The following is a 13,575-nucleotide window of genomic DNA, read 5'->3' on the forward strand; positions in this document are numbered from 1 at the left end:
AGGTGTCAGGGATGTGTTTGAAGGTAATTCTGGAGAAAGTTAGTGTGAGCGTATTTGATGTCTCATATTAATCGGTCACGACCGTTATATCGTATGATTGTCAGAGATATTTTTATATTTCTCGCAATCAAGAAGAGATTTCAAGTATTGAACTTGTAAATGAACGGTGGTACCGCGAGAATTCGCCCGTTGTGTGTCTTTATGGCATGCAACTTTTTTATTTCATTAGATTTCTGTTATTGATAGAACTAGTAGTGTGGTATTGGCTAATATCATATTTTAAAGGAGGAAGTATTATATGGGGCAATCAGTTGGTGGATTGTATCGAGTCAAAATGTTAATGCATAGGAAATTCTGAGCAGTTCGTTATTATTATTTAACGATATAACATTAAAAAAGAGATATAATATGACAGAAAAAATAGATTTTAAGAAAACTTTATTACTATCATCATTGATATTTGGTATGTTCTTTGGTGCAGGAAACTTGATTTTTCCGGTACACTTGGGACAACTTGCGGGACAACATTGGGGGTTGGCAACAATTGCTTTCCTATTGAGTGCTATTATTATCCCATGGTTAGCGTTGATTGCCTTATCTCAAACACGTTCAGCTGGTATTTATGATATAGCCAAGCCTGTTGGCAGTGGTTTTGCTATATTCTTTCTTATTGCAACACATGTTTCTTTGGGACCAATGATCGCAACACCGCGAACAGCAACTGTGGCGTATTCTTTAAGCTTTGCTAACTGGTTACCAAACAATTTACAAACAATTGGCTTATTTTTATTTTCAGCTATTTTCTTCGGGATTGTTTATTGGCTAGGTTCCCACGAACACAATATTACTAAATACATCGGTAAATATTTAAACCCAATTTTTATTTTCTTACTGGCTGTGATATTCTTGCTTGCTATTTTTAATCCCATGGGTCAGTTGTCACACACGCCAAACATCGCTTATCAAACACAGGCATTTTCATCAGCTTTTTTGGAAGGTTATAACACACTGGATGCTTTAGCTGCTCTGGCTTTTGGTATTACAATTGTGCGTGCAATTCAAATGATGGGCTTTGAGGATACTGCTACGATTTCAAAAATCACGGCAAAAACAGGGTTCATTGCTATTTTAGGTATTGCTATTGTCTATGTTGGCTTAATTTTACTTGGGACATCGTCATTAGCCCAATTTAAATTTTCAGAAAATGGGACGATTGCATTAACGCAAATTATAACTTATTATTTAGGAAGTTTTGGGGGCGCATTTTTAGCTGTAATGGGAACACTAGCAGTGTTGACAACAGCCATTGGTTTGACAGCATCATTTGCGCAAGACTTTCACCGTATTTTTCCTAAAATTTCTTATCGTCAATGGTTAATAATCACAATTGTACTATCGTTTGTTGCATCAAATTTTGGATTAGACACGATCATTAGCTGGGCTTTGCCTTTGTTAATGTTCTTATATCCCATTGCGATTACACTCATCATTCTTGGTATTGCTTCGCCTATGTTTAACAATGCACGTATTGTTTATTTACCAACAATGATTTTAACATTGATTCCTGCATTTTTTGATGGTATTCAACATTTACCATTTAGCATCACATTTTTGAAACCATTTTTGACATGGTATGCAACTAGTATTCCATTGGCAGATGTTGGTTTAGAGTGGATTGCAACAACAATTATTGGTTTTGTTATTGGTTTGATTTTATATAAGTTACGTAATGTTCAGCAAGTAGCTGATATTGAGCTCACTTAAATACAAAAAACGCGAATGCTAAAGATTCGCGTTTTTTTGTTGTTGTGATATGAAATTTTGTAACTCATTAGAGTAGAGTCTTTCTTTATGTTGTAAATCAGTAATGTTTTTTGCGCCCAAGAGAGTAAATAGGCGTGGTAGATCTGACTGCCACTGATGAATTAATTCAATCAGTGCGCTTTGGCCTCCAGTCATTAATGTTTCTAATAGGAAACCTGCACTAGACGTCATATTAGCACCTAACATGAGGCTTGTGACAATGTCATTTGCTGAACTAATACCACCAGTTGCAATGAGTGGGTGTGTATTTTTCGTAAATGTTGCTGACAATAAACTTTCAACTGTTGATAAACCATAACTATCTAAGTTGAAAGAAGTATTGTTGCGATTACGTCGCCGCTCAATCATAGCAAAATTAGTACCGTTGGCACCACCAACGTTAATAGCGGCTGGTTCCAATTGTTTAAGTTGTTTAAAAGCATGGGGACTCATGCCAAAACCGACTTCCTTAATGATGACAGGAACTGGTGATTTTGCAATGATAGTAGCAAGATTGTCCAACCAATAAAAGTCACGATCGCCTTCTGACATAACAAGCTCTTGAGCAACGTTGACATGCATTGCGATTGCATTGGCATCAATCATATCAATAGCTTCACGCACATCTGCAATCGGATGGTTAGCCCCGAGATTTGCGATTAAAAAACCATCAGAATTATTTTTACGAGCAACGGAAAATGTTTCAGCTTTATCTGGTTCTTTAAGTGCAATTGATTGTGACCCAACAGCCATTGCTAAGTCTGTTTGTTTAGCCACTGCAGCGAGTTGACCATTAATACGGCCAGTCATATTAGAGCCGCCAGTCATTGCTTCGATATAAAATGGCCAGTTGAAAGACTGATTAAGTATTGTTGTACCAACATTTGCTTCAGATACGGTCATTTCTGGAAATGTATTTGGTAACCAACGTACGTCATCATATGTTGCACCAACTTGGAGACGTTGATTTTGACGCCAAAGATTGATACCAAGGGATAGATGTTCATCTTTACGATGAGATTGTCGCGATTCGTTCATAATTAACCTCTTTGTCTGGGGGCAATAGTAATGTGTTGTGAGTCAATATGATGTGATTGCCATTTAACAGTTAATTTCTGGTCATCATAATTGGTTACAGCAAAACCATTATCACCAAACCCAGCTCCGCTAATTTTGCCAGCAATACCGTCTAAGTCAGATAATAAGTGTGCTAATTTAGGGGTGATATAATTTGTTGGTAAGTTAGCCGTTAATAGCTGCTGATTGTCAGTAAGTGTTATTGAAAGTTCTGTATAATTAACGTCTTGAATTGCCTGAATAATGTCGTTAACAATTTGTTGACTAGCAGTTAAAAATTGTTCTGACAAAACAACATGATTAATAGCTGCTTTTGTATCAGCCGATTCATGTGTCATACCAAGTAATAGTTGCCAATTTTGTGGCCAAGTTAGTGTTTGAATGTTGAGATTTGGCCAAAATTGGTTAGCAAGAGAAGCGTCTAACCAATTTTGATTTGGTTGGCTATACTGAGATAGGTCAGGACTTTGATAGCTGATGACCCCCCCGTAAGTAATAGCGGCAATATCACCAAGTGAGCCATTTTTTTGCACGTGTAAGTGTGCCAGACCGGCTAATTTAAAACGTACTAATATTGGCAAATTAAGCTGAAAATAATCATCAAATGCTGCAATAATTCCCACGGTAACGGCAGCTGATGAACCAAGTCCAATTTTGCCAGCTGATGTGTTGAGATGACTATTGATGCTTATATGAATTGGATCCATTGATTTGATAGCGTCGCTCAGTTGATTATAATCATATATGATTTTTATAGCTGCCCAAACATATCGCCAATCGTCAGGCCATGGCTTATTAAGTTGATCTAATTGGAATAGCAAAAGTTGTTTGATAGTATTAGATTGAATAGTGGAATTTTCTGTTGCAGGAGTAATTTCCACTGACAAACCAGTAGTTATAGCTGCAACTATTGCTGTATTACCAGGATTTGTAATGGCATATTCGCCAGCCAAAAACAGTTTGCCAGGAACAGATATTTTAGTCATAAGTGACACCAGGTCCGCTAGCCGCTGTTTGAACCTTAAGATGCGGCATTTCCTTTTTGAGATGATTTACGATAGTTGGGGCTTCATTTAGGGTTGTGATAATTTTGACATTAGGACCAGCATCCATTGTTGAAAAGGCTAAAATACCTTTGTGCCGTAAATCAGAAACAATCGCTAAAATTTGTTGGGTTTCCCGGGTAAAATAAGTGAAAGGTTGTTGCCGCGCAGTTAGATTTAATGCGTGCATATCTAAAGCATTCTTTTCAGCAATATAACCAATTTTTTCGATGTCTGAAGTGATAATCGCATTTTGAATATCTAAAAATTGTTTGGCACTGTTCTGAATCCAAGATGAATAGTCTGGAGAAGTCATGGCACGTTGCATACCTTCGGTCGAGCTAACTTTTTTGGCCTCAGACGATACTTCTGCAACTACAAGTGCAATTGGCATATCAGGAGCTGCTATACTTTCAGCAAATGATGACTTATCATCAATACCTTCATGCCAAACAGCGAAATGCCCGTAAAATGAGCGAGATGCAGAACCCGAACCGCGTCGAGCAAGACGTGAAAGGGTTTCGTTTGGTAAATCAAGTGCTAACTCCCTTGTAACTGCTGCAGTTAACGCAGCAAAAGCAGAGGCTGAAGAAGCCAATCCGGCGCTTGTGGGCACATGGTTTTCTGAGGTAATTGTTAATTGATCAAATGTGCCTAATTCATCACGCAAGATATTTAAAAAGTTTTGAATTTTTCTAGCATCAACATTTTGACCATTCAAAATTAATGTGTCAATGCTATCATTTTTTGAGACAGTTGTTGTTGTATAAAACTTATCAAGTGTCAATGATAGCGAACTCGTTGTGGGTAGGTTTAGTATGGCATCTTTTTTACCCCAATATTTAATTAATGCAATGTTGGTGTGGGCTGTGGCTGTTGAAGTCATAAACTATTCTTCCTAAAAAATTAAGTTACTTCAATATTATCATACTTTAGTTGATTAGGCAGATACCTTTATGATAAAAACAGAATTATCAAACGGCTCATTTGGTGCTTGTGTGCATGAAATGTTATAGATATGTGGTAAAATTAAAATATATAGTGGAGGTTCTCGATGGCTAAACAAGCAGAGCAACATACCTGGTACCGACGGTGGTTTTCGGGAAATAACTTATTGAACGGATTACTAGTGGTTTTATTAGTTTTATTGATTATTTTTCTGGGTTGGCAGGTGCGTTTTATTTTTGAACCTGTTCGGGCTTTATTTACAGCAGTAGGTGCACCTATTTTAATCGCTGGGGTGTTGTATTATTTATTGAGTCCAGCGGTGGCTTGGTTTAGTAAGCATACAAAAATACCTCGCAATTTATCTGTGGGTATTCTTTTAGTTCTATTATTGGGTATTATTGCGGGTATTATTAGCATTGTTGTCATTGTTTTGCGTGACCAAGTCATATCATTTATTGACCATTGGCCAAATTATTGGACAACTAGTCAAAATTTTATTAACGAAACATTTAAATCTAATGAGTTTAAAACAGTACGTGATTTTTTAAATAATACTAATGCTGATATTAATCAAAATGTTGTTGATTGGAGTCGGAAATATGTAACAACTGGCGTGGCTGGCATCGGTTCATTTGCTTCTATACTGACTACTATTGGGATAACTGTTGTATCAACGCCATTTATTCTCTATTATATGTTACTTGATGGTCACCGTTTTTCAGGATTTGTCGCTGAAAAATTCCCGCGTAGGGTGCGAAGCTCTTTGCGTCAATTATTAACAGAAATTAGTGAACAAATTGCACATTATATTCGAGGTCAACTCGGTGTGGCTTTTGCCGTTATGATTATGTTTGGTGTCGGTTTTACGATAATTGGTTTGCCTTATGGTATTCTTTTGGCACTAATGGCTGGATTTTTCAACATGATTCCTTACGTTGGATCGATTCTGGCTCAAGTCCCTGTGTGGACAGTTGCTTTAATTGCTGGCGGACCTAAATTATTGTTATTGGCGATTGTTGTATTGATTATTGAACAACCGATTGAAGCACATGTTATTGCACCTAGAATTCTGGGTAGTGCATTGGCCATTCACCCAGTCACTGTAATTGTTGTCTTATTGAGTGGTGGACACATTTTCGGTGTATTGGGGGTCATTTTAGCTGTACCAACTTATGCCGTTGTTAAGGTATTAGTGACACATATCTATGAATGGTGGCGATATAATTCTGATTTATTTGAAGATGATGTAGATGTAAAGGAAGAGAAAATTTAGTTAAATGACAAATCACATTGTATTATTTGAACCGTTAATGCCAGCTAATACTGGTAATATTGCACGAACAACTGCTGGGACCGATGCAGTACTGCATTTGATTGAACCGCTTGGTTTTGAACTTGATGACAAGCACGTTAAACGTGCGGGCTTAGATTATTGGGATTACGTTCAATTAGTGCGTCATGATAGTTTACCCGATTTTTTGGCAACTTTGAAGGCTGAAGATCACCTATATTTGGTATCTAAATTTGCAAATATGGATTACACACAACCAGATTATGGTGAAAAAAATGGTGATCATTATTTCTTATTTGGTAAGGAGACAACGGGATTACCTGAAGTATTCATGCGACAAAATCCAGAAAAAGCCATTCGAATCCCACAAGATGACACACATATTCGTTCATTAAATTTATCAAATACAGTGGCAATTGTGCTCTATGAAGCACTCCGTCAGCAAAACTTCCAAAGTTTAGATACAATTCATACTTACGAACAAGATAAATTGAAATAAAGTGTTGACAGGGCATAAAATTCTTGGTATTCTATTATAGTTGTCTGATAGAGATATCAAGCATCACTGACCATGGCTCGTTGGTCAAGTGGCTAAGACGCTGCCCTTTCACGGCGGAATCGAGAGTTCGATTCTCTCACGAGCTATATCAAGTCACAACTTCGGTTGTGGCTTTTTATATGTCATAAGTCATTTTTAAAATCATGAGCGAACAACTGTTTGCTTGCATTTCGTGATAGAATAGAGTGTTAAGTTATTAATTAAATTGTAAAAGGTGATAAAAATTGGCAACACGTAAAGCACCACAAAAAAGACGGCGTAGTACGACACGAAAAAAAGCAGAACCAAGTGCTATTATCGGGAAAAATATAGCCATACTGTTAGGGGCACTTTTAGGTATTCTGGGTATTTTTAAGCTTGGATTAATTGGTGTATATATTGCGGATATTTTCAGATTTTTCTTTGGCAGCTTGTATTTAGTCGCTATCATTCCGGTAACTTTTGGTATCATTTACTACTTTATTTTTAAGAAAATGCCAAAAATAGCAGGACATTTTATCCTTGGTACTATCATGACTTTTGTGGCACTATTGATAATCACATCACTGCTTTTCTTTACGTATACATTACCCAATGGAACCGGTTATATCAATGAAGTTGTACGTCTGATAGGTCAAGATTTTGTGAATCAATCAGCCAATACGCCTGTAGGTGGTGGCGTTATCGGCGCGGCTTTGTATCATCTATTATTTACATTGATGTCAAATATTGGTACGTGGATTGTGTCAATCATTCTATTAATGAGTGGTATCATTATTTTCTTCCGAATTCCTGCCCGTGATTTAACGGATAAAGGGATTAAAAAAGCTCAAGCTGGTGTGGCTTATGTACAAGAACGACGCGTTAATATGCCAGAACATCGTGCCTTATTTAAACGTCATAAAAAAAATGTGACAGATTATGGGGATGACCCACTAGGATTGCACCAAGGTGCTGAAAAAGTAGCCACACCAAATAATGATATGTTACCTTCAGAAGGTGATCCAGATACGACACCATCAGAATTTGTCGAACCAGAGATTAAATGGCAGGGTCCAGTAGAGAGTCAACCAGAAGTGCCATCAACTAGTCGTTCAGCGAAGCTACCTGAAAAAGAGGCGCCAAATGCGTCGGATGATGGGGATGTTGAATTGGCTACTAGTGTGCCAGAAAATAACAATCCAGATTATAAACTACCCTCTGTTGAGCTGTTGACACAAGTGGCTGCAACTGATCAAACGAAAGAATTCAAAAGTCTTACGGAAAAATCACGTTTGGTTCATGATACGTTGCTAAGTTTTGGTGTTGAAGCGGAAGTTACCAGCGTTTCGTTAGGGCCAACCGTGACACAATATGAGCTAAAACCAGGACAGGGCGTTAAAGTTAATCGTATTGCGAATTTGGCGGATGATTTGGCTTTAGCTCTAGCAGCTAAGTCTATTCGTATTGAGGCACCTATTCCTGGCAAACCTTATGTTGGTATTGAAGTGCCAAATGATACGCAGGCAGCCGTTGGTTTTCGAGATATGATTGAGCATGCGCCGAAAGATGATGAACATTTATTACGTGTACCGTTGGGGCGTGATGTGACAGGCAATATCATCATGGCGAATTTAGCTGATATGCCACATTTATTGATTGCTGGATCAACAGGTTCAGGAAAATCAGTCGGTTTAAATAGTATTATTATTTCAATTTTGTTAAAAGCCAAACCAAGTGAAGTTAAATTAATGATGGTAGATCCGAAAGTTGTTGAATTATCCATTTATAATGGGATCCCACATTTATTAACACCGGTTGTTTCAGATCCTAGAAAGGCTGCGAAATCATTACAAAAAGTTGTTGATGAAATGGAAAATCGTTATAAATTACTTGCACAGTTTGGCAAGCGTAATATTGGTGAATATAATGCTGCAGTTGATAAGCAAAATGCCGAATCGAAAGAGAGTGGCACGAGTATCATGCAGAAAATGCCTTATATTGTGGCCATTGTCGATGAATTTGCTGACTTAATGAGTACTGTTGGTTCAGAAATTGAAGTGTCTATCGCACGCTTGGGGGCTAAAGCTCGAGCAGCCGGGATTCACATGATTTTGGCTACGCAGCGACCAGATGTAAAAGTTATTAATGGTACAATTAAAAGTAATATTCCTGGGCGAATTGCATTTAGAACGGCATCGGGCATTGACTCACGCACAATTTTGGATACGAATGGTGCTGAAAAATTGTTAGGTAAAGGGGATATGATTTTTGCGCCACCTGGAAAGCCAACACAACGTGTTCAAGGCGCATTTATTAGTAATACGGATGTGACAAATGTTGTTTCTTTTGTTAAAGAGCAACAGGAGGCGCAATATTCTGAAGCGATGACTGTGACTGATGATGAAATTGCACAAGACGGTGGTGATGGTGCTAGTCAAGGGAATAGTGAAGATGAATTATTTCAGGAAGCGTTACAATTTGTCATAGAACAACAAAAAGCATCAACATCATTACTGCAACGACGTTTTCGAATTGGATATAATCGTGCTGCCAGATTAATTGATGATTTAGAATCAGGTGGTTATATAGGGCCATCAGATGGTTCGCGCCCACGTCGTGTTAATATCAGTGATGGGAGTTCTGGCACAGAACATAGTTGATAAAACGATAAAAAAAGATGCATAGTTATATGCATCTTTTTTTGATTATATATTAAACATTGGTTTTAATTCTGATGCAAAACGACCATCAGTATCATTAACAAATTTAGTGTAATCTTGCCAATAATTATCTGATAAGATTACGGGTTCGGCAATATTATCAGGTATGAAGTGTCTTGGTATAGCACCACTTTCAGTGGTAGGGCCATCGTATTGTGCAGCGAAATCTTGCATTTTCTTCTCAATGACTACTGATTGTGGGCCAAACCAATTATATGGTTCACGGTGGATAAGGTTATCATCGACATCAAATAATTGATTTTGCGTGGGCACATTGAAAGGGTGGACTAACGATACGAAAGTATTGTGGTGGTTTTCAATGTAAATTATACTACCAGCCATTTCTGATGGCAGATGATATTTAGTATTTTTTTCGGCCGCTAGTAGAAGTAAACCCGTATAATCAAAGTTTAAATCAACAGGCTGACCGAGTAAAATGGTAAGTAATTTTTCTGGTGAGATACTGAAAGTTTTCATAGTTAATCCTGAATATTGATAAATGCAAATTGGTTAAAATCAAATAATCCTTGATCGGTTATTTTAAGGCTAGGAATTACCGGTAACGCCATGAAAGACAGCGTGAGGAATGGATCAAATTTAATATCACTAATTTTAGAGAAAGCTGCACGGAGTGTGTTATTCGTTTTGATAACATGCTGATAAGAATGGTCCGACATGAGGCCACCGATTGCCAAAGGTAGAGTTGTTACTTGACCATTGTTGACAACGACTTCACCGCCACCAATTTCACGTAATGTGTTAGCTGCTAAGATCATGTCATCGTCGTTAGTGCCAGCAATAATAACGTTATGTGAGTCATGAGCAATTGTTGAGGCAATTGCGCCGTTGGTTAGGTGAAATCCTTTAATAATACCTACACCATGGCCAAGATTATGATAACGTTCAGCGACTACAATTTTAGCATAAGTATCATTTGCAGAAAAATAACCATCTTGGGTGGGGACTGCTTCAGTGACATGTTTGGTTGTAATGTGATGTGGCATAATTTCAATTACATGAGCTGGTTTTGAATCATCAATTGGCAGTGCTATATCTGATTGCTGTAATGTGAAATTTAATAATTGGTTGGCAATAGGCGTCACGGTAGAAGTAGTATCTTCATACCACTGACCATCAAGCATAACCTTTTCAACTGAAAAATCCTCTAACCGATCAAGTACAACTAAGTCGGCAATAAATCCGTCAGTTAAAGCACCGACGTTTTGTACTTTTTGTGCTTGAGCAGCGTTATAGCTTGCCATAGTGAAGGCGACAGCGGGGGATAACCCATTTTTGATAGCCAATTTGACACTATAATCAATAGAGCCTTCACTATGGATATCGTTGGCTGTTTTATCATCAGTTGCAAAAGAAAAATGAGCTTGATTAATCATATTAATGGCTGGCAAAATGGCTAACTCATCACGCTCAACTGTGCCTTCGCGTACAAAGATGGAAAAGCCGGCATTGAGACGCTCAAGCGCTTGTTGCGCATTTTCACATTCATGATCTGTATCAATGCTATATTTACGGTAGATCGCTAATTGCTCACGTGATAATCCAGATGCATGGCCATCAACATGTTTTCCGGCAGCTTGTGCATCCTGAATTTTTTGATGCATATCTTGATCTTCATTAAAGACCGCTGGGAAATCCATAACTTCAGCTAATCCATTTATTTCAGGGACACTATAAAAAGGTTTCAGTGCGTCGGCATGCAGTGTCGCACCGGCATGTTCAAAAGGTGTAGCTGGGACAGATGAAGGCAGCATATAGTGGATGTGAAGTGGTGATTGTCGCGCGTCTTCTAGCATATATTGAATACCTGAAATACCAGCCACACTAGCAATTTCATGAGGGTCTGCAAATACGCGAGTAATGCCATGAGGCATGACTAATTTGCCAAATTCACTTGGTGCTAGTAGTGAGCTTTCAATATGTACATGGGCATCAATTAAGCCAGGGACAATATATTTTCCTTGTGCATCATAAGTGTTGATTGCTCTTAAATCAGGGTCTTTACCACGATAAATTATTTGCTTACCATCAATCCAGAGATCAGTCTGATCAAATTTAAGATTAAATACATCTAAAATTTTGGCATTAGTAATATGCCATGTCACAGTTTTTGTCACAATAAATCTCACTTTCAATTTTTTATAGTTTAACATATTTTAAGGATTAGTTTAGATAAAAAGTCAAACTAAGTGTTCTTTATTTATTCTTGAAATGGACTATACCAATTATTTAATTAGTTTGACAAGGGTCGCTGTGTGCTTTAAAATAGTGGGAGTTAGTTAAATAAATAAAATAAACCAATTTTGAAAAGAGGATTATTTCTATGTGTGGAATTGTTGGATGCACAGGTAATCATGAAGCGTTACCAACTCTATTGAAGGGTTTGGAAAAACTAGAGTATCGAGGCTATGATTCAGCTGGTGTTTATGTTAACGGTGGCGACGCAGGAGATTTTCTAGTGCGTCAACAAGGCCGTGTGGCGTTGCTTGAAGAGGCAACCAAGGGTAAAGGTATTACAGGAACAGCTGGTATTGCACATACACGCTGGGCGACACATGGTGGTGTTTCTGTTGAAAATGCGCACCCACATTGCTCAGAAGATGGACGCTTCTATTTAGTGCACAATGGTGTTATTGAAAACTATGATGAATTACGAGACACTTATTTACAAGGTGTCACTTTACATTCAGAAACTGATACAGAAATTGCAGTACAATTAATTGACAAATTTGCCAAAGAAGATGAGTTATCAACACTCGATGCATTTCGTAAGATGATTTCACTGCTGGACAACAATTCAGCTTATGGATTTTTACTTATGGATCGCCAAACACCGGACTTGTTGTATACCGCTAAGAAGAAATCACCATTGTTGATTGGTATTTCTGACGATGGCAATGTTGTGACATCAGATGCTTCTGCAATGCTTGATGTTACTCAATATTTTATTGAGTTAATGGATGGCGAAGTTGCTGTTATCAGCAAAACTAATGTGGCTTTATATAATGAGACAGGAGATTCTGTTTCTCGTGAACCATTTTATTTGGACATTGACGCTTCTGAGACAGATAAAGGTGTCTATCCTTACTACATGCTCAAAGAAGTCGATGAACAAGCAATTGTTGCACGTACATTATCACAGTACTATTTTGATGATAATGGTCAAGTTATCAATATTGATCAGTCAATTATTGATCGTATCAAGCAAGCTGACCGTCTTTATATTGTAGCAGCCGGGACCTCATATCATGCTGGCCTAGTCGGCAAGCGTTACTTTGAACAATGGACGGGTAAACCAACTGAAGTACACATTTCTTCTGAGTTTGCCTATGATCAGCCCTTGTTGAGTAAAAAACCTTTCTTTATTTTCTTGAGTCAATCTGGTGAAACGGCTGATTCTCGTGAAGTGTTAGATAATGTTGTTAAACAAGGGTATCCGTCATTGACAATGGCTAACGTATTGAACTCAACGTTAACACGTGAGGCTGATTTTGCTTTGCCGTTACTTGCTGGACCGGAAATCGCCGTGGCATCTACTAAGGCCTATACAGCACAAGTTATTGTTGAAGCTATTTTGGCACATGCAATTGGTGACAGTGGTCTAGATTTGAAACATGAATTAGCTAAAGTAGCTGTTGAAATGCAGGTCATTACTGATCAGAAGGATCAGTTTAAAGATATTGCCGAAGATGCGTTGCATGATCGCCATTCAGCTTTTTATATTGGTCGTGGGTTGGATGCCGCAGTAGCCGTGGAATCAGCTTTGAAACTGAAAGAAATTTCATATGTTCAAACAGAGGGCTTTGCAGCTGGCGAATTGAAGCACGGCACCATTTCATTGATTGAAGATGGTACACCGGTATTTGCCTTGCTTACGCAATCTAAAACTGCAGGATTAGTACGTGGTGAAATTTCTCAGGTTGCAGCACGTGGTGCGAATACAATTGTGATAGCTAGCCAATCACTTGCTAAACCAGGAGACGCTTATTTATTACCAGATGTTAATGAATTATTAATGCCTTTATTAGCAGTTATTCCAACACAGTTGATTGCTTATTATGCGACATTAGATCGTGGCTTGGATGTTGATCGTCCACGTAACTTAGCAAAGTCTGTAACAGTTCAATAAAATTCTGAGCGTGATAGGGAAATTTA

Annotated in this window: 10 protein-coding genes and 1 tRNA gene; 6 read left to right on the forward strand and 5 right to left on the reverse strand. The window is 38.0% G+C overall.

Features of this window, described 5'->3' with window-relative positions; genetic code table 11:
* Positions 1–408: 408 nt before the first annotated feature.
* Complete coding sequence (brnQ, locus tag HNQ98_RS01000) at positions 409–1,764, forward strand: branched-chain amino acid transport system II carrier protein (RefSeq protein WP_135197540.1); 1,356 nt, start codon at positions 409–411, stop codon at positions 1,762–1,764.
* A gap of 18 nt (positions 1,765–1,782) precedes the next feature.
* On the opposite strand, the gene fni is transcribed toward brnQ, so the two are convergent.
* From fni to mvaD, 3 genes are read right to left on the reverse strand one after another with little or no spacing between them, the layout of a single operon-like run.
* Positions 1,783–2,841, reverse strand: a complete 1,059-nt coding sequence (gene fni / locus HNQ98_RS01005) for a type 2 isopentenyl-diphosphate Delta-isomerase (protein ID WP_135197539.1) — start codon at positions 2,839–2,841, stop codon at positions 1,783–1,785.
* Positions 2,842–2,843: 2 nt separating this feature from the next.
* Positions 2,844–3,866 carry a phosphomevalonate kinase gene (locus tag HNQ98_RS01010; RefSeq protein ID WP_135197538.1) on the reverse strand — a complete coding sequence of 341 codons (1,023 nt, stop codon included), beginning with the start codon at positions 3,864–3,866 and terminating at the stop codon, positions 2,844–2,846.
* On the reverse strand, positions 3,859–4,809 hold the full coding sequence (gene mvaD / locus HNQ98_RS01015) for a diphosphomevalonate decarboxylase (protein WP_135197537.1): 951 nt from the start codon (positions 4,807–4,809) through the stop codon (positions 3,859–3,861). Before mvaD ends, HNQ98_RS01010 begins: the two co-directional genes overlap by 8 nt.
* A gap of 168 nt (positions 4,810–4,977) precedes the next feature.
* On the opposite strand from mvaD, the gene HNQ98_RS01020 reads away from it, so the two are divergent.
* The 4 genes from HNQ98_RS01020 (at position 4,978) to HNQ98_RS01035 (ending at position 9,342) form a co-directional block, all read left to right on the forward strand.
* Complete coding sequence (locus HNQ98_RS01020; RefSeq protein WP_135198155.1) at positions 4,978–6,144, forward strand: AI-2E family transporter; 1,167 nt, start codon at positions 4,978–4,980, stop codon at positions 6,142–6,144.
* Between the two features lie 4 nt (positions 6,145–6,148).
* Positions 6,149–6,661 (forward strand): tRNA (cytidine(34)-2'-O)-methyltransferase, encoded by a 513-nt coding sequence (locus tag HNQ98_RS01025; protein ID WP_014974503.1) that lies wholly within the window; start codon positions 6,149–6,151, stop codon positions 6,659–6,661.
* Positions 6,662–6,735: 74 nt separating this feature from the next.
* Positions 6,736–6,807 (forward strand) — tRNA-Glu (locus tag HNQ98_RS01030).
* A gap of 138 nt (positions 6,808–6,945) precedes the next feature.
* Positions 6,946–9,342, forward strand: a complete 2,397-nt coding sequence (locus HNQ98_RS01035; RefSeq protein ID WP_135197535.1) for an FtsK/SpoIIIE family DNA translocase — start codon at positions 6,946–6,948, stop codon at positions 9,340–9,342.
* Positions 9,343–9,387: 45 nt separating this feature from the next.
* Here HNQ98_RS01035 and HNQ98_RS01040 read toward each other — a convergent pair whose 3' ends face one another.
* Positions 9,388–9,879, reverse strand: coding sequence for a hypothetical protein (locus HNQ98_RS01040; RefSeq protein WP_135197534.1), 492 nt, complete (start codon positions 9,877–9,879; stop codon positions 9,388–9,390).
* Positions 9,880–9,881: 2 nt separating this feature from the next.
* Positions 9,882–11,537: an adenine deaminase gene (gene ade, locus HNQ98_RS01045; RefSeq protein WP_135198154.1), complete on the reverse strand. Its 1,656-nt coding sequence runs from the start codon at positions 11,535–11,537 to the stop codon at positions 9,882–9,884.
* Between the two features lie 206 nt (positions 11,538–11,743).
* On the opposite strand from ade, the gene glmS reads away from it, so the two are divergent.
* Entirely contained in the window at positions 11,744–13,549 is a 1,806-nt protein-coding gene (glmS, locus tag HNQ98_RS01050; RefSeq protein ID WP_135197533.1) for a glutamine--fructose-6-phosphate transaminase (isomerizing), read from the forward strand.
* Positions 13,550–13,575: the final 26 nt, after the last annotated feature.

Origin of the sequence: Leuconostoc carnosum, assembly GCF_014207505.1 — a bacterium.
GTDB classification, from domain to species: Bacteria; Bacillota; Bacilli; order Lactobacillales; family Lactobacillaceae; genus Leuconostoc; species Leuconostoc carnosum.